The 16,227-nt window shown below is 61.8% G+C and carries 15 protein-coding genes and 1 tRNA gene; 7 read left to right on the top strand and 9 right to left on the bottom strand.

Features of this window, described 5'->3' with window-relative positions:
- Window positions 1-215: 215 nt before the first annotated feature.
- The 3 genes from NKJ80_RS24660 to NKJ80_RS24650 all read left to right on the top strand — a co-directional run bounded on the left by NKJ80_RS24660 (window position 216) and on the right by NKJ80_RS24650 (window position 3,207).
- The gene (locus NKJ80_RS24660; RefSeq protein ID WP_023752344.1) at window positions 216-773 is read left to right on the top strand and encodes a fasciclin domain-containing protein; all 558 of its coding nucleotides are present in this window, start codon (window positions 216-218) and stop codon (window positions 771-773) included.
- 211 nt (window positions 774-984) lie between these two features.
- Window positions 985-1,485: a peptide-methionine (R)-S-oxide reductase MsrB gene (msrB, locus tag NKJ80_RS24655; RefSeq protein WP_023736961.1), complete on the top strand. Its 501-nt coding sequence runs from the start codon at window positions 985-987 to the stop codon at window positions 1,483-1,485.
- 153 nt (window positions 1,486-1,638) lie between these two features.
- Window positions 1,639-3,207, top strand: a complete 1,569-nt coding sequence (locus tag NKJ80_RS24650; RefSeq protein ID WP_352498466.1) for an FAD-dependent monooxygenase — start codon at window positions 1,639-1,641, stop codon at window positions 3,205-3,207.
- Window positions 3,208-3,278: 71 nt separating this feature from the next.
- On the opposite strand, the gene NKJ80_RS24645 is transcribed toward NKJ80_RS24650, so the two are convergent.
- Together NKJ80_RS24645 and NKJ80_RS24640 are read right to left on the bottom strand one after the other, a co-directional pair.
- The gene (locus NKJ80_RS24645) at window positions 3,279-4,880 is read right to left on the bottom strand and encodes a DHA2 family efflux MFS transporter permease subunit (protein ID WP_352498465.1); all 1,602 of its coding nucleotides are present in this window, start codon (window positions 4,878-4,880) and stop codon (window positions 3,279-3,281) included.
- Between the two features lie 21 nt (window positions 4,881-4,901).
- A complete protein-coding gene (locus NKJ80_RS24640) occupies window positions 4,902-6,083 on the bottom strand; it encodes an HlyD family secretion protein (protein ID WP_352498464.1) in 1,182 nt (393 codons plus the stop codon).
- Window positions 6,084-6,230: 147 nt separating this feature from the next.
- On the opposite strand from NKJ80_RS24640, the gene NKJ80_RS24635 reads away from it, so the two are divergent.
- On the top strand, window positions 6,231-6,974 hold the full coding sequence (locus tag NKJ80_RS24635) for a TetR/AcrR family transcriptional regulator (RefSeq protein WP_352498463.1): 744 nt from the start codon (window positions 6,231-6,233) through the stop codon (window positions 6,972-6,974).
- Window positions 6,975-7,039: 65 nt separating this feature from the next.
- On the opposite strand, the gene yihA is transcribed toward NKJ80_RS24635, so the two are convergent.
- The 6 genes from yihA to rpmH form a co-directional block, all read right to left on the bottom strand.
- Window positions 7,040-7,699 (bottom strand): ribosome biogenesis GTP-binding protein YihA/YsxC, encoded by a 660-nt coding sequence (gene yihA / locus NKJ80_RS24630; protein WP_352498462.1) that lies wholly within the window; start codon window positions 7,697-7,699, stop codon window positions 7,040-7,042.
- Complete coding sequence (locus NKJ80_RS24625; protein WP_352498461.1) at window positions 7,696-8,334, bottom strand: CatB-related O-acetyltransferase; 639 nt, start codon at window positions 8,332-8,334, stop codon at window positions 7,696-7,698. Before NKJ80_RS24625 ends, yihA begins: the two co-directional genes overlap by 4 nt.
- A gap of 319 nt (window positions 8,335-8,653) precedes the next feature.
- Window positions 8,654-9,220: a fasciclin domain-containing protein gene (locus NKJ80_RS24620; protein WP_023825799.1), complete on the bottom strand. Its 567-nt coding sequence runs from the start codon at window positions 9,218-9,220 to the stop codon at window positions 8,654-8,656.
- A 345-nt stretch (window positions 9,221-9,565) separates the two neighbouring features.
- Window positions 9,566-11,392 (bottom strand): membrane protein insertase YidC, encoded by a 1,827-nt coding sequence (gene yidC, locus NKJ80_RS24615; RefSeq protein ID WP_352498460.1) that lies wholly within the window; start codon window positions 11,390-11,392, stop codon window positions 9,566-9,568.
- Window positions 11,393-11,406: 14 nt separating this feature from the next.
- Entirely contained in the window at window positions 11,407-11,760 is a 354-nt protein-coding gene (gene rnpA, locus NKJ80_RS24610) for a ribonuclease P protein component (RefSeq protein WP_023672264.1), read from the bottom strand.
- 16 nt (window positions 11,761-11,776) lie between these two features.
- Window positions 11,777-11,911, bottom strand: coding sequence for a 50S ribosomal protein L34 (rpmH, locus tag NKJ80_RS24605; RefSeq protein ID WP_008833937.1), 135 nt, complete (start codon window positions 11,909-11,911; stop codon window positions 11,777-11,779).
- Window positions 11,912-12,256: 345 nt separating this feature from the next.
- On the opposite strand from rpmH, the gene NKJ80_RS24600 reads away from it, so the two are divergent.
- The 3 genes from NKJ80_RS24600 (at window position 12,257) to NKJ80_RS24590 (ending at window position 15,905) form a co-directional block, all read left to right on the top strand.
- Entirely contained in the window at window positions 12,257-13,789 is a 1,533-nt protein-coding gene (locus NKJ80_RS24600; RefSeq protein ID WP_352498459.1) for an ATP-binding protein, read from the top strand.
- A 160-nt stretch (window positions 13,790-13,949) separates the two neighbouring features.
- Window positions 13,950-14,026: transfer RNA gene (locus NKJ80_RS24595), tRNA-Arg, on the top strand.
- A 97-nt stretch (window positions 14,027-14,123) separates the two neighbouring features.
- The gene (locus NKJ80_RS24590; RefSeq protein WP_352498458.1) at window positions 14,124-15,905 is read left to right on the top strand and encodes a tyrosine-type recombinase/integrase; all 1,782 of its coding nucleotides are present in this window, start codon (window positions 14,124-14,126) and stop codon (window positions 15,903-15,905) included.
- A 104-nt stretch (window positions 15,906-16,009) separates the two neighbouring features.
- Here NKJ80_RS24590 and NKJ80_RS24585 read toward each other — a convergent pair.
- Window positions 16,010-16,227, bottom strand: a 218-nt coding sequence (locus NKJ80_RS24585) for an IS256 family transposase (protein WP_023690563.1), incomplete at its 5' end; no start/stop codon positions are given.

Raw genomic sequence — 16,227 nt, 5'->3', positions numbered from 1 at the left:
CGTAAAACCATGACGTGACAATGAAGACAGCGGAAGTACATCTTCCGCTGTTTTCGTTTTGGATACGCTGCTGGAGATTAGAGGTTCGATCTGGGAGATTAATTCGCCGACAAAATAAAGGAAATTTTTCCCGGCGCGCGGAAACTCAGGCAGTTCTATTTCGTATCTCCTCTGTTCCGAAAGAGGAAACAATAACCCCGAGGAGTTCGAACACTATGCGTAGAATCGCCACCCTTTTGCTCGCCGGTACCATTGCCGTCTCCGCCCTCGCCACAATCGCCTATGCCGAGAATCCGATGGTTGGCGGCGCCGCCATGTACGCCAACAAGAACATCGTCGAGAACGCCGTCAATTCGAAGGATCACACGACACTGGTCGCCGCCGTCAAGGCTGCCGGCCTGATCGAGACGCTGCAGGGCGCCGGCCCGTTCACCGTCTTCGCGCCGACCAATGAGGCCTTCGCCGCGCTTCCGGCTGGCACGGTCGAGTCGCTGCTCAAGCCCGAGAACAAGGACAAGCTCACCAAGATCCTGACCTGCCATGTCATCGGCGCCAAGGCGATGGGCGCCGATGTCGCCTCGATGGCCAAGGCCGATGGCGGCACCCACAAGGTCAAGACGGTCGGCGGCTGCGAGCTGTCGCTCAAGGCCGATGGCGGCAAGGTCACCGTAGCCGACGAGAACGGCAATGTCGCCAATGTCACGATCGCCGATGTCGAGCAGTCGAACGGCGTCATCCACGTCATCGACAAGGTCCTGCTGCCGAAGATGTAACAAAGCCCCTGCCGCCGACGAACAGGCGGTAAGCTCTCTGATTGCGCGGCTCCCCCTTCGCGGGCCGCGCAATCTTCCGAGCGCTCCACGCCGTCCGCCACAAAACGCGGAGCCGGCTTGGAGCGTTCGGTTTGCAGGGCAACCGTCACCGGCTTTTGATTTTCCAGTGGCGGCCAAATCTGGCAAAATGATCCGCAGGAGGATTTCCGTCATGAACCGTCGCGACTTGCTTTTGAGTGGCGTCGCCTTTGCGGCCGTCGCCGGCGCCTTGGCAACGCTACGCTTGGGCGGAACCCAGTCCGCCAGAGCTGCCGAAACCTTCGAGGTCACCAAGACCGACGCCGAGTGGCACGCCATCCTGTCGGATGAAGCCTTCAATGTGCTGCGCAAGGAAGGCACCGAATATCCCGGCACCAGCCCGCTGCTCAACGAGCACCGCAAAGGCATTTTCGCCTGCGCCGGCTGCGACCTGCCGGTCTATTCCTGGGAGACCAAGTTCGATTCCGGTACCGGATGGCCGAGCTTCTGGCAGGAGATCGCCAACAGCGTCGGCAAGACCACGGATCGTTCTCTGGGCATGACCCGTACCGAGGTCCACTGCCGCCGCTGTGGCGGCCATCTCGGCCATGTCTTCGACGATGGCCCGGCGCCGACCGGCCTGCGCCATTGCATCAACGGCGTTGCGCTCAGCTTCAAGCCGGCCACTGCCTGACCGTTCGGCGTCTTTTAGCGGGGTGGAGATTTGGCGCCGGTGTGACGACCGCCCCCTATCTATTGAAATGGGGCGAAAACAGTCAACTTCAAGAATTGGCAGACGGCTTTTTATGCGTAGATTCCGCAGCCCTTAACGAGAGGGCCAGAACCTATGCAACGAACTGAAGCACGGGCTCGCGACGGCGAGCCCAAATCGACCTCCAAATCGACCGACGGTGTTGATGCGGACCGGCCGCGAATATCCCATTCCGTGGTGATCGCCGGCGGCGGCCCGACCGGGTTGATGCTGGCCGGCGAGCTTTCCCTGGCTGGCATCGATGTCGCCATCGTCGAGCGGCGCGAGAACCAGGACCTCGCGGGCGCGCGCTCGGGCGGCCTGCATTCGCGCACCATCGAGATCTTCGACCAGCGCGGCATTGCCGATCGGTTCCTGTCGCAAGGCCAGACCGCACAGGTCGCAGGCTTCGCCGGCGTTTCGCTTGATATCAGCGACTTCCCCACCCGCCACAATTACGGGCTGGCGCTGTGGCAAAAGCACATAGAGCGCATCCTTGCCTGCTGGGTCGATGAGCTTGGCGTCACGTTCTACCGTGGCCGCGAGGTGACAGGCTTGGTGCAGGATGGCGGCGGCGTCGATGTCGCGCTGAGCGATGGCGGGTCGCTTCGTGCCGATTATCTCGTCGGCTGCGACGGCGGCAGAAGCCTCGTGCGCAAGGCGGCGGGCATCGAGTTCCCCGGTTCCGAGCCGACAACCAGCAATTTGATCGCCGAGATCGAGGTAACGGAAGAGCCGCAATGGGGTATCCACCGCGATGCCATCGGAATTCACGGCCTCAGCAGACTGGAAGACGGTACGGTGCGGGTGCTGGTGACCGAACGCGAGGTCGGGGCCGGCGGCGTGCCCACATTGCATGAGCTCAGCGAGGCGCTCATTGCCGTCTACGGCACCGATTACGGCGTCCACAATCCAACATCGCTGGCCCGCTTCACCGACATGACCCGGCAGGCAGCCTCATACCGCAAGGGGCGGGTGCTGCTGGCAGGCGACGCCGCGCACGTGCATCCACCGGACGGTGGACAGGGGCTGCAGACCGGCGTGCAGGACGCGGTCAATCTGGGCTGGAAGCTCGCCCAAGTGGTCAGGAAAACTGCGCCCGAAAGCCTGCTCGACAGCTACCAGGCAGAGCGCCACCCGATTGCCGCGCGTGTGATGAAAAACACCATGGCGTCGGTCGTGCTCCGTCGCGAAGACGAGCGCACCAAGGCGCTGCGCGATACAGTGTCGGAACTTCTCGGCATGGAAGAGCCGCGCAAGCGTTTTGCCGGCATGTTGTCCGGCCTGGACATCCACTACGATCTTGGCGAGGGGCATCCGCTGCTGGGGCGTCGCATGCCGGATCTCGACCTCGTCACCGCTGCCGGTCCGCTGCCGGTTTTCGCCCTGCTGCACGACGCTCGGCCGCTGCTGCTTAATCTTGGTGAGCCCGGCGCTTTTGGTATCGGCCAGTGGGTGGAGCGGATTCAGCTGGTCGACGCCAGCTACGATGGCGCGTGGGAGCTTCCGGTGCTGGGGGCAGTCGAAGCCCCACGCGCAGTGCTGGTCCGGCCTGACGGTTATGTGGCCTGGGTCGGCGGCCCTGAAGCAGCCGGGCTAACCGACTCGCTGACCAAATGGTTTGGGCCGCCTCGACCAAGGAGCTTGACAACGATCGATGCTTAAGCGTGACCCCGGAAATCGGGGGTGATTTCCGGGGTCACACATGAGGGCGCCAGGCGGGGGATCCGGCGCGCTCAATGGCCTCCGCCACCGCTGCCCGCGGGCGGCGCCGGCTTGGCGATGACCAGGGTGAAGACCGCCATGGTCGCGAACAGCACGGTCAGCATGGTGAACACATCCATGAACGACAGCAGCGACGCCTGCTGCTGGACCATGCCCGACAGTTTGGAGATCGCCGCCTTGGTGGCGTCGAGGCCGGGAGTCTGCTGGAAGTCGAGCGTCATGTTCTGCAGCTTGGTCTGCGCCGCCGCACTGCCCCATTCCACATGCTCGGCCAGCCTGGCGTAGTGGAAGGCGCTGCGATCGATCAGCACTGTGTTGATGACGGCAAGGCCGACCGCACCGCCGAGGTTGCGGGTCAGGTTGAACAGGCCCGACGCGTTCTTCAGCCGGTCCGGCGGCAAGGTGCCGAGCGCAATGTTGTTGATCGGCACCATGCACAGCATCATCGAGCTGCCGCGCAGAATCTGCGGGATCAGCAATTCCCAGAAATCCCAGTCGGCGGTCAGATGCGTCATCCACCATGTGCCGGCAGCGAAACCGAACAGCCCGATCATCATCATGATGCGCAAGTCCATCTTGCTCGACAGGATGCCGGAAATCGGCGCGGTGACGAACATCGCCAGGCCGCTGACGAACAGGGCTTCGCCGATCATCAAGGAATCGTAGCCGCGGATGCGTCCGAGGAACACTGGGTAGAGATAGGTCAGACCGTACAGGCCGATGCCGATGACGAAGGAGAACAGCGAACCGAAGGCGAAATTGACGTTGGTGAAGGCCCTGAGATCGACGATAGGCTCCTCGGCGGTGAAGGCACGCCAGAAGAACAGCGCCGCACCGGCAACCATGATGATGGCGCAGATGAACACGGCCTGTTCCTGCAGCCAGTCATGGTTCGGACCTTCCTCGAGCACATATTCCATGCAGCCGAGAAACGCCGCCATGCCGGCAAGGCCCCACCAGTCGAACTTGCTGAACAGGCCGAGATTGGGCTTGTCGAAATCGATCAGGGTCCAGGTCGTGACCGTCACCAGAATGCCTGGAATGACATTGATGAGGAACAGCCAGTGCCACGACATGGCATGGCTGATATAGCCGCCGACGGTCGGGCCGATGGTCGGCGCCAGCGTCGCCACCAGGCCGATCATCGGCGACACCATGCCGCGGCGCGACGGCGGGAAGATGGTGAAGGCGGCGGCGAAAACGCTCGGGATCATGCCGCCGCCGATAAAGCCCTGGATGGCGCGGTAGACGATCATCTGGTCGATGTTGGTGGCGGTCGCGGCCAGCGCGCTGGCCGCCGTGAAGCCGGCCGCGGCGCCTGCAAACAGCACGCGCGTCGACAGCATCCGGCTGAGGAAGCCCGACAGCGGGATCATCACCACTTCGGCGATCAGATAGGCGGTCTGCACCCATGGGATTTCATCGGAACTGGCGCTGAGGCCGGCCTGGATCTCGGCCAGCGAGGCTGAGACGATCTGGATGTCGAGGATCGCCATGAACATGCCGAACACCATCGCCAGGAAGGCGATGAGGCGGCGCGTCGAGATGGTCGTCGGTACCGCCGGCATGGCAGGCACCGGCGCCGCTCCTGCTGTTATGGTTGCGGTTGCCATGGCATTGCTCCCGGCTTTCGCTCAGTTCGCCGCGGCCGGAGCCGTGCGGCTGTCGACGGCGACAACGACGCTCAGGCCGGCGCGCAGCCTGCCTGCCTTCAACACATCGGCCGGCACGTCGATGCGAACCGGGATGCGCTGCACCACCTTGGTGAAGTTGCCGGTGGCATTTTCCGGCGGCAGCAGCGAGAACACCGCACCCGAAGCCGGCGCCAGCGACGACACCGTGCCTTCGAAATCATGGCCGTCCGTGGCGTCGACCGAGACCCGCACCTTCTCGCCGGGCACCAGCTTGGCCAGCTGCGTCTCCTTGAAGTTGGCAACGATGTAGAGCTTGTCCAGCGGCACCACGACGGCGAGCCTCTGGCCGGGGCTGACGAGGTCGCCCTGCTCGACCGAGCGGTTGCCGACGACGCCGTCATAAGGCGCCTTGAGCACGGTGAAGGACAGATCGCGCGCGGCCTTGTCGCGGTTCAGCCGCAGCGAAGCCAGCGTGCTGGCCGATTCGGCGCGCTGCGCTTCGAACACGCCGATATTGGCCTGTGCGGCTGCAATCTGCGCGTCGGCGCCGACGAGGGCTGCATTGGCCTGGTCGAGAGCGGTCTGGGCATCGTCCAGTTGCGCCTGTGTGCCGACATGCGTCTTGACCAGTTGCGCGGCGCGCTGCTGGGCGCGAGCGGCGTTGTCGGCTGCCGCCTGGTCGGCGACCTTCTGCGCCTGCGCCTGTTGCAGCGAAGCTTGCGCCGCCTTGGTCTGCGCGTCGATACGGTCGAGCGTCTTGGCCAGCGTGGCGATCTGCGCCTCCGCCTGGGCAACGGCTATTCTGTAGTCGCCGTCGTCGATCGTCAGCAGCGGATCGCCGGCCTTGACCTGCTGGTTCTCCGAGACCTTGACTTGATCGACATAGCCGGAAATCTTCGGCGAGACGAACGACATGTCGGCCTGGACATAGGCATCGTCGGTCGAAATCAGGAACCGGCCGTCGGTCCAGTAATTATAGCCATACCAGGCGCCGGCGCTGAGCAGAGCGAGGCCGATGATCGGCAGCATCAACGAGCGAGCCGACCGCTTCTTCTTGGCCGGCACCTCGGCCAAAACTTCGGCGGCAGGCTTGATGGGCGCTTCCGGCGCTTCGATAACCGGCGAGACCTTGGCGTTGGGAAAGGGGCGGACTTCGGCGGTGGTTGGCGTGTTCGAGGACATGATATCTCGCTACCGTAGCTATATAAGGGAAATGTGTTATACTGAACCGTTCGGTTCGATGTGAACGTTGACATAGCGCTAAAGCAGGCCCATATCAAGAGCAATCGAACCGCTCGGTTCGAATTATTTTCGCGAGGTGTGACTTTAATGGCCGACACGTTACCCGACGTCGAAAATGATCGGTGCGATGTGCTGGATAGTGCGCGTCGCGGCCGCCCGGCGGCGGGCCAGGATCCGGTCAAGCGCAGCCAGATTATCGAGGGCGCGCGGCGCGTGTTCATCGACAAGGGCTTCGAAGCGGCGTCGATGAACGACATTACCCGCGAGGCCGGCGTCTCCAAGGGCACGATCTATGTCTACTTCGCCAACAAGGAAGAGCTGTTCGAGGCGCTGATCGAGGAAGAGCGCGGCACCATCTTCAAGAACATGTACGACATGCTCGACCGAGCTGACGATCTGCGCCAGACGCTGGTGAAATTCGGCAAGGTGCTGTCGATGAAGATCACCTCGGCCAAGGTCATCCAGGCGCAACGCACCGTGATCGGCGCTTCCGACAGGATACCCGACATGGGCGCGCGGTTTTACGAACGCGGCCCCAAACGCGGCCACGACAAGGTGGTCAAGTTCCTCAATGCAGCCATCGAACGCGGCCTGCTCAAGATCGATGATGTCGATCTTGCCGCCTATCAATTCACCGAACTGTGCCTCGCCGGCCTGTTTCGCCAGTGCATCTTCGCCTACCGCACCAAGGCGCCGAGCCAGGATGAAATCGACCACATCGTGCGGTCGGGCGTCAGCCTGTTCCTGAAGTCCTACGGCACCGAAAAGCTTGCCGAGGAAGAAAGCCACCAGATGATCGCCGGGGAGGCGAAGCCAAAGGCAAAGGCCTAGTTAGCCAAAGGTCTTTTTTGCAACTTCGGACGGAAAACCGCTTCACACTTTTCCTGGAGTTGCTTTTAACCGCCATTGGCCGCCAGCACGATCGCCGCGCGCAGTTCGTCCAGACCCTCGCCCTTTTCCGACGACGTGGCGAGCACGAACGGAAACGCCGCCGGTCGCTTCTTGATCTTCAGTAATGTCTCTTCGATCAGCCGCGGCACGCCGGCGGCCTTGATCTTGTCGGTCTTGGTCAGCACCATCTGGTAGGACACCGCCGCCTTGTCGAGCAGCGACAGCACTTCGTCGTCCTTGGCTTTGATGCCATGGCGGGAATCGATCAGCACATAGACCCGCTTCAGCGTCACGCGGCCCTTGAGATAGTCGAAGACCAGCTTGGTCCAATCGTCCACCTTTTCCTTCGGCGCGCTGGCATAGCCGTAGCCCGGCATGTCGACCAGCGCCATTGGCGGCAGGTCGGTGCCTTCGCCGGAAAACCCGCCCGGCACGAAATAGTTGAGCTCCTGCGTGCGCCCCGGCGTGTTGGAGGTGCGCGCCAGCCCGTTATGGCCGACCAGCGCATTGATCAGCGACGACTTGCCGACATTGGAGCGGCCGGCAAAGGCGATCTCCGGCGGCCCCTCCGGCGGCAGGAACTTCATCGCCGGCACGCCGCGGATGAAGATCCACCCCTTGGTGAACAGGTCGGTGCCGATGACGGTTTTGCCCAGCGCGTTCAAATTGCTGCCTCCAGCCTCGAAATATCGGCGCCCCGGATGGCGTTGAGGTTGCGGCCGATCTTGTCCACCGGCCAATTCCACCACGCCACAGCCAGCAACCGCCGCACCGTCCTGTCGTCGAAACGCATCTTCACCACCTTTGCCGCATTGCCGGCGACGATCGCATAGGCCGGCACGTCATGCGTCACCACCGATTTCGCCGCCACGATGGCGCCATTGCCGACCGACACGCCGGGCATGATCACCGCATCCATGCCGATCCATACATCATTGCCGACCACCGTGTCGCCGCGCACTTCCTGTGACCACGTCTTCGGGTCGAAGCCTTGCTCCCAGCCATGGCCGAAAATGTTGAACGGATAGGTGGAAAAGCCGGACATGGCATGGTTGGCGCCGTTCATGATGAAGCGCGCGCCCTCCGCGATGGCGCAGAACTTGCCGATGATCAGCTTGTCGCCGATGAAGGGATAATGATGCAGCACGCATCGCTCGGCGAATTTGTCCGGTCCGTCCGGATCGTCATAATAGGTGAAGTCGCCGATCTCGATATTCGGCGCGGTGACCAGGGGCTTGAGGAAGCCGACGCGGGTGTGCATCGGGATCGGGTGCTTGATGTCTGGGTTGGGTCCGTCCATGGCGAGATCCGTCGAGAGTGGCGCAAATTAAAGCCGCCATTCAAGATGGCGTGATCCGCCCTATAGCACCAATCGCCCGATGAGCGAGCCCTGCTGGGCTTCGATGTTCAGTTCGTGCCGCGGCAGATCACGATCAGGTCGACCGCCGCCGTCGGCTAAGGCGCCCTGAAACCCAAAAAAACGGGGCCCTGCGAAGGACAAGCAGGACCCCGGTGGTGTCGAAGACGGCTTCAAAAGAATGGCACCTCCTCGTGAGGTGGGGAAGGCAGACCGAGAAAGCCCGTCGCAGCCCGCCGTCATGCCCCGTTGCCTAAAGCCGTTACTTCGGCAACAGCACCTTGTTGACGACGTGGATGACGCCGTTCGACTGGTTGACGTCGGCGACCGTCACCTTGGCGGCGCCGCCGGACTCGTCGACGATGTAGAGCGAGCCGCCCTTGACCTCGGCGATCAGCGTGTCGCCGCTAACGGTCTTCATCTCATACTTGCCGCCCATCGCCTTGGCCTTGGTCATCATCTCCTTGGCCGAGATCTTTCCGGCCACGACATGGGCCGTCAGGATCTTGGTCAGCTTGTCCTTGTTTTCGGGCTTCACCAGCGTGGCGACGGTGCCGGCCGGCAGTTTCTTGAAGGCGGAATCGGTCGGCGCAAACACCGTGAAGGGTCCCGCGCTTTCCAGCGTGTCGACCAGGCCGGCGGCCTTGACGGCGGCAACCAGCGTCTTGTGGATCGGCGAGTTGAGGGCGTTCTCGACGATGTTCTTGGAGGTCAGCATCGCAGCGCCGCCAACGGCGGGATTGGCGAGCGTATAGGCCGTCGTCGCTGCGAGGCCCGATAGAGCCAGGCCGGCGGAAAAGCAGAATGCCTTGAGGATGGACTTTGCCATTGGAGAACCCTTCTGGTGCGACAATTGTTGATTCGATTGTCGGGAAGAGTTACGCGGCGATTGCGGGAAAGTTTCGATGCAGAGTAAAAAACAATAATAATAACAGATGCTTAAAGGCGAATGCCCATCCCACGAGCCGCATCCCCGCGATGGACATGACGGGGTCACGGATCAAAAACAGCGGTCTTCGGATTAGGGCTGATCGGTGTTGATCGGCCTTGGCGGTACAAGCAGCAGCCACGCCGGTTGCACGCCGCAAGTTTCGCGCCTCACGGGAACGTGATGCGCGCCTCGTCCACAAAAACCCCGGACGAGCCGGGGCTTTGATTGCCGGAATAGCGCCTTCTATTCAGCCGGCGAGGGTTTCTTTCGGAACAATGCCGTCAGATTGTCCCACAATTCGATCTTGGCGCCCTGGCGCTTCATGATCACGCCCTGCTGCAGGATCGACAGCGTGTTGTTCCAGGCCCAGTAGATGACGAGGCCGGCCGGGAAGCTGCCCATCATGAAGGTGAAGATCACCGGCATCCAGGTAAAGATCTGCGCCTGCGTCGGATCCGGCGGCGTCGGGTTCATGCGCATCTGGAGGAACATGGTGATGCCCATGACCACCGCCCAGGCGCCCATATGCGGCAGGAATGCCGGCGGCGCGAAGGGCAGCAGGCCGAACAGGTTGAAGACCGAGGTCGGATCGGGCGCGGCCAGATCCTGGATCCAGCCGAAGAACGGCGCGTGCCGCATCTCGATGGTGATGTAGAGCACCTTGTAGAGCGAGAAGAACACCGGGATCTGTAGCGCCACCGGCCAGCAGCCGGCGAGCGGATTGATCTTCTCGGTCTTGTACAGCTCCATCATCGCCTGTTGCTGCTTCATCTTGTCGTCCGCGTATTTCTCGCGGATCTCGAGCATCTTGGGCTGCACCTTCTTCATGTTCGCCATCGATGAGTAGGACTTGTTGGCGAGCGGGAAGAACAGCCCTTTGACCACGACGGTGGTGGCCAGGATGGCCAGGCCGAAATTGCCGAAGAATTTGTAGAGCGTGTCGATCAGCCAGAACATCGGCTTGGTGATGAAGTGGAACCAGCCCCAGTCGATCAGCAGGTCGAACCGCTTGATATGGCGATCCTCGGCATAGGCGTTGATCTTGCCGACTTCCTTGGCGCCGGCGAAGATTTCCGATTCAATCGTCGTGGATTGTCCGGGTGCAACGGTGATCGCGTCGGACAGGAAATCCGCCTGGTAGCTGTGCGCATGAGGCCCACTAGGGAATTCGAAATAGGAGTAGTTGGGCTGGAATGGCTGCTTTTCGGTCGGAACCAGGGTCACAGCCCAGTATTTGTCGGTAATGCCGAGCCAACCGTCAGTCGACTTGCCTGGCCTGATCTGCCTGTCCTTCTCGATCGCCGCGTATTTGTGTTCCTGCAGGCCTTCCGTGCCGGTGAAGCCGATCAGGCCCTCATGCAGCACATAGGTGCTGGCAACGGCTGGCTTGTCGAAGCGGGTGACGCGGCCATAATTATAGAGCGATACCGACGCTGCCCCGGAGTTCTTCACGGTATCGGAGACGGTGAACAAATAGTCATTGTCGACCGAGAAGGTGCGCTCGAAGGTCAGGCCCTTGTCGTTGACATAGGTCAGCGTCACCGGGGTTGCCGGTGTCAGCGTCGGATTACCTGTCGCGGTCCAGATGGTGTCTGCTCCCGGCACGGTGCCGGTCTGGTCGACATTGGCGGCGCTGTAGCCGATTTCGGCAAAGTAGCCGTTGGACAAGGCCGACGGGTTGAGCAGGCTGATCTCAGGCGAGTCCTTGTCGACGGTCTCGGTATAGTGCTTGAGCTTCAGGTCATCGAGACGCGCGCCGGTCAGGTTGATCGAGCCCGAAAGGCTCGGCGTGTCGATCTTGACGCGGGCTGTCGCCGCAAGCGCCTGTTCACGGCTGGCCGCCGTCACCACGCCGCCGGGCGCGTTTGGAATGGCGCCGGGCGCTGCGGGCGCCGGCGTGCCGCCGGGGTTGGCCTCGGCCGCCTTCTTCTGCTCCGCCGCCCGCTGCTCTTCGATGCGGGCCGCCTCGCGCTGCTGTTCGCTGCGCGGCAGCACATAGAAATATTGCCATAGCCCGAGGATCAGCACCGACAAGACGATGGTGATGTAGAAGTTCCGGTTGTTTTCCATCGAAAGCCCTTGGCCTATCGTGTTCCGCTGAGACGGCGGGAGAGTTCGGCCTTCAACTGGCCGAACGGAATGGTGAGCACGTCTTCACGCCCGACGATGACATAGTCATTGCCGGGCGCCATGTCACTTGCGGCATGGGTGCGCACGGCTTCTTTCAGCCGCCGCCTGACGCGGTTGCGCACAACCGCATTGCCGACCTTCTTGGTGACGGTGAAGCCGACGCGCGGCGGCAGACCGTCGTTGCGGTCGAGAACTTCAACGAGAAAAAGCCGCCCGCGCCGCTTTTCACCGCGGCGGACGGCCAGGAATTCCGCACGTTTCAGAAGCCGCTTGGGGTTTGGTCCCACTGGCTTGCCGGTTGCGGGCAACGATCTCGTCTTCCGTTCAGGCGCTGAGCCGCTTGCGGCCGCGGTTGCGGCGAGCTGCGACGACGCCGCGACCACCCTTGGTGGCCATGCGAGCACGGAAACCGTGCCGGCGTTTGCGGACGAGTTTGGACGGTTGGTAGGTACGCTTCATTTGTTTTAATACCGCGGGGTGCGGCCCTTCTTGATTCTGTCACTGTGTAACAGGAGCTTTGCCGGGCCGGCATTGGCGCGATCGAAACCGCGCCGGGACGAATGGCCCGAGCGTGAGCGGCTTATAGAAAGAAGGGTTTTGGGAGTCAATCCAGCGCGAACTATGAGTTCGTCGCAGCGCGAACGTCAGTTCGTCGCAGCGCGAACGTCAGTTCGTCGCAGCGCGAACACCCAGTTCGAGGCGGTCTTTTATTGCTGGCACCATCGTCCAACGAAGGATGAAATTGGCAAAAAAGCCGCAATCACCTAATCTCAACCGATCAAGCGTTTGTGAAGACAGGCCTTAATGAGCGAAGTTGCATCATCGGATGAAGGGAGCGGCCCGGCGACAGCCGATGCCAGCCCGGCGACCGTTCGCGCGGTTGCGAGCCGTTCGGTGCCCAATCGTTCAGTGCCCTTGGCGCGCGGCCTGTCGACCAAGCTGCTCTTGCTCACCATTGTCTTCGTGCTCCTGGCCGAAGTCCTCATTTTCCTGCCCTGGATCGCCAGCTACCGCCTGGCCTGGCTGAAGGAGCGGCTAAGCACCGCTGCCGCGGTGTCGATCGTGCTGGTGCAGGGCGAGCCGAATTCGCTCTCCCGCGCCGCCCAGAACGACGTGCTGATGGCAATCGGCGCCAAGGCGATCGCGGTGCGCGACGGGGGCGTCTCGCGCCTGCTGGTGGTGGCCGAGATGCCGCCGCAGGTCGACGAGCATATCGACATCGCCAATGTCGGCATGATCAAGGGCATGACCGGGGCGCTGGATACGCTGTTCTTCGGCGGCAAGCGCATGCTCAGGGTGTTCGGCCCGGTCGGCGACAGCGACAAGGAATTCGAGCTGATCATGCCCGACTATTCCCTGCGCAACGCCATGCTGCGCTATTCGCGCAACGTCGCCTTCGTCTCGCTGCTGATCTCGCTGTTCACCGCCATGCTGGTCTATGCCGCGATCGACCTGATCATGATCGGCCCGATCCGCACCATGACGCGGTCGATGCTGTCCTTCTCCGAGGCGCCCGACGATCCAGGGCGCATCATCCACCCGGCCGCCCGCGCCGACGAGATCGGCGTTGCCGAGCGCGAACTGTCGCAGATGCAGGAACGGCTGCAAAAGATGCTGTCGGAGCAGAAGCACCTTGCCGACCTTGGCCTCGCCGTCTCCAAGATCAACCACGACATGCGCAACATCCTGGCCTCGGCGCAGCTGATGTCGGACCGCTTGCGCCTGGTCAAGGACCCGACGGTGCAGGCCTTCGCGCCAAAGCTGTTGCGCGCGCTCGACCGAGCCGTCTCCTATTCCGAAGGCGTGCTCCACTATGGCCGCACACAGGAGCCGGCGCCCTCACGCCGCCGCTTGCGGTTGCGCCAGCTGGTCGACGACGTCCACGGCCTGCTCGACATCGAGGACGGCATCGAATTCGTCAATGCCGTCGAGCTCGCCTTCGAGGTCGATGCCGATTCCGACCAGCTGTTTCGCGTGCTCACCAATCTGTGCCGAAACGCGGTGCAGGCGATGGCGGCCGACGCCGAGAGCGCGCTGGTGCGCCGGCTCGCCGTATCGGCCGAGCGCATAGGCAGCGTAAGCCGCATCATTGTCACCGACACCGGTCCCGGCCTGCCGGCGAAGGCGCGAGAAAACCTGTTCGCGGCGTTTCGAGGCTCGGCCCGCAGCGGCGGCACCGGCCTTGGCCTGGCCATCGCGCACGAACTGATCCGCGCCCATGGCGGCACGGTGGAGCTGGTCGAATCGATCGGCGGACGCACCACCTTCGCCGTCACCATCCCCGACCAGCCGGTCCGCCTCGACCAGGCCCGCAACGGCCTGCGCCGCCCGGCCTGAGCTGAATCTCGACACACCTCGATCTGCTGGCAAAAGCGCCTGCGACAAAACTTTTGCCGGATCGGCTTGCTTTTCGGAAATTCAGTCGTTAGGGAACACGTCTCGTCGCGGCCGGTCGCCAGGACCGGATCGCGGGGCTATGCAAGTCATGGCCTGTTGCGCGCCCGTAGCTCAGCTGGATAGAGCACCAGACTACGAATCTGGGGGTCAGGAGTTCGAATCTCTTCGGGCGCGCCACTCTTCAAGCAAGTGCTTGAAATCGCTTAAGGCGTTGATTTTACTGCTATCTGATCCGCACGCGTGCTACTTTCGCGTGCTACATTCGGGGTGTAAAATGGCGCGCATGAAATACATCCAACGTCGCGCGAACCGGTTCGAATTTCGGTTCGCTCTGCCTGACGACATAGCCGGCCAGCCGTTTCCGATACCTTGGCCGGAAGCGATCGAATGGTGCGTGAACCGCAAATCTGGTCAGTTTAAGAATGAGCTGGTCAAATCGTTGCGAACCAACGATCAGCGAACTGCCGAACGGGCCGCCCTTCCTTTGATCGAAGAAGCCCACCGTCTGGTCGATCTTGCCAGGAAATCACTTACAGACGGGCCGCCGACAGAGATCGCGCCAGCTACGATCGATACGCTTGCAGCTGCTCACACCGCTAGGCTGATGAGAAACGACGAGGCATTGCGCAGGACGGGTCTTGGACTCGACCTCGACACCGGTACCTTTTCGCCAGATGGAGGCGGGATGACTGACGGTGACATTGCTGCGTATCGGGCAATCGTATCCTCGCTCGACAAGTTGTCGCGTGATGAAGTTGCAAAAATGCGCGGCAGTGAAGCGATCCACGGGATCATCAACAAGTCGGTCGAGGATGCCGGGATCGTCCTCCACCCGGATGACCCCGCCTGGCGGCAGCTTGAGCTAGCGTTCATCAAGGCCCAGAGGAAGGCCGTGCAAGCTATTACGGCACGGCTAAACGGAGAGGAGATCGCATCCCCTGACCTCCCCACGACGAAAGCTCTGCCACTAACGACCGCTTTAGCGAACTGGTCACAGTCGAACAGTCGGTCGGCTCGGAAGCCACGTCAGGAGTCGATCAACGAAGCGACGCGGGCCGTGCAGAGGTTCGTCGAGCTGCATGGTGACATCGACGTCGGCAAGATCACCAAAACGCACACTCGTGAATTTCGCGACGCGCTCGCTCGCGTGCCGAAGCGACTGCCACACAAGCTGGCGAAGATGCTGTTGCCCGAATTGCTGAAGAATGATCTCAGCGCCTACGAGCCAAGGGACGCTCAGACCATCAACAAGAGCCTGAATCTCCTCGCCGGCGTTCTGACCAAGGCTGAGAAGGACGGACACTTCGATGCAGCCTCGGGGTGGTCCAATCCGTTCTATGTAACCTTCGATGTATCAGCGATGGAAAAGGGCCATTACGAGCCATTCAGCGTCGACGAGTTGAACAAGCTATTTGCTTCACCGGTCTTCGTCGAAGGGAAGCGTCAACTCGGCGGCAAAGGCGAAGCCGCCTTTTGGTTCCCGGTCATTGCCCTTTACGCTGGCGCGCGGCGATCTGAGATTGCGCAGCTCAGGCTCGGTGACATTCGTACTGGTGGCGCCGGCATTGCTTTCATCGACTTCAATGACGACGGCGATGACCAGAACCTGAAGACTACGAGCTCGGCTCGGTCAGTGCCGATCCATCGCGACCTCATCGCCGCTGGTTTACTCGACTATGTCGCTGAGCGAGCAAAGAAGGCAAAGGCAGACGATCCACTTTGGCCCGAATTCAGTTCGCCAATTGGACCAAAAGCAAAGTTGTGGTCGAAGTGGTTTGGCCGCTACTTGGGTGAGTACGCCGTCGACAGCCCGTCGAAAACATTTCACTCGTTCCGGCATACCTTCAAACGAGCTTGCCGGGAGGCCGGAATTTCCGAGGAAGTTCATCATGCTTTCACTGGCCATGCTGGTGGTGGCGTCGGCCGCAGCTATGGACGAATGCGCCGGAGCGATGGAGTTATGGATCGTGGCATTTCGCTTGAGCGGCTGCATGCTGAGGTCGATCGGGTTACCTATGATGGACTGGTGTTGCCGCCGTGGAAAAGCCACTCGTGACGAATGTACCAATTGGCCACAGATGCCTGCTCTACGGGCTGGCAGCAATGGGGCCGGTGGTTGTGTGCGTCAAGTTCTGCAAAATGGGGCGGCCATGATGCTGGTCATGCGGCTTGGCGCAGAGCGAGCTTCTTGTGCTCGCGCAGGTCGTCCATGTTGATGTATCGGTTGGCCTCCATCCAGTTTTCATTGGTCTCGACGGCCAACGCCCTGACCAGGCGCAGGCAGCTTTCGGTATTGGGGAAGATGCGCACGACATAGGTGCGCCGGCGGATTTCCTCGTTGAGCCGCTCCAGCATGTTGGTGGATTTGAGATGCTTGT

Origin of the sequence: Mesorhizobium sp. M0030 (assembly GCF_040323695.1) — a bacterium.
Classification (GTDB): domain Bacteria; phylum Pseudomonadota; class Alphaproteobacteria; order Rhizobiales; family Rhizobiaceae; genus Mesorhizobium.
The sequence above is the reverse complement of the archived record's forward strand: the minus strand, read 5'-3'. Positions and strand labels throughout refer to the sequence as shown.

Excerpts from the sequence above, each read along its gene's own strand:
- NKJ80_RS24660 (WP_023752344.1), top strand. The coding sequence starts at position 216 with ATGCGTAGAATCGCCACCCTTTTGCTCGCCGGTACCATTGCCGTCTCC.
- msrB (WP_023736961.1), top strand. The coding sequence starts at position 985 with ATGAACCGTCGCGACTTGCTTTTGAGTGGCGTCGCCTTTGCGGCCGTC.
- NKJ80_RS24650 (WP_352498466.1), top strand. The coding sequence starts at position 1,639 with ATGCAACGAACTGAAGCACGGGCTCGCGACGGCGAGCCCAAATCGACC.
- NKJ80_RS24645 (WP_352498465.1), bottom strand. The coding sequence starts at position 4,880 with ATGGCAACCGCAACCATAACAGCAGGAGCGGCGCCGGTGCCTGCCATG.
- NKJ80_RS24640 (WP_352498464.1), bottom strand. The coding sequence starts at position 6,083 with ATGTCCTCGAACACGCCAACCACCGCCGAAGTCCGCCCCTTTCCCAAC.
- NKJ80_RS24635 (WP_352498463.1), top strand. The coding sequence starts at position 6,231 with ATGGCCGACACGTTACCCGACGTCGAAAATGATCGGTGCGATGTGCTG.
- NKJ80_RS24625 (WP_352498461.1), bottom strand. The coding sequence starts at position 8,334 with ATGGACGGACCCAACCCAGACATCAAGCACCCGATCCCGATGCACACC.
- NKJ80_RS24620 (WP_023825799.1), bottom strand. The coding sequence starts at position 9,220 with ATGGCAAAGTCCATCCTCAAGGCATTCTGCTTTTCCGCCGGCCTGGCT.
- yidC (WP_352498460.1), bottom strand. The coding sequence starts at position 11,392 with ATGGAAAACAACCGGAACTTCTACATCACCATCGTCTTGTCGGTGCTG.
- rpmH (WP_008833937.1), bottom strand. The coding sequence starts at position 11,911 with ATGAAGCGTACCTACCAACCGTCCAAACTCGTCCGCAAACGCCGGCAC.
- NKJ80_RS24600 (WP_352498459.1), top strand. The coding sequence starts at position 12,257 with ATGAGCGAAGTTGCATCATCGGATGAAGGGAGCGGCCCGGCGACAGCC.
- NKJ80_RS24590 (WP_352498458.1), top strand. The coding sequence starts at position 14,124 with ATGGCGCGCATGAAATACATCCAACGTCGCGCGAACCGGTTCGAATTT.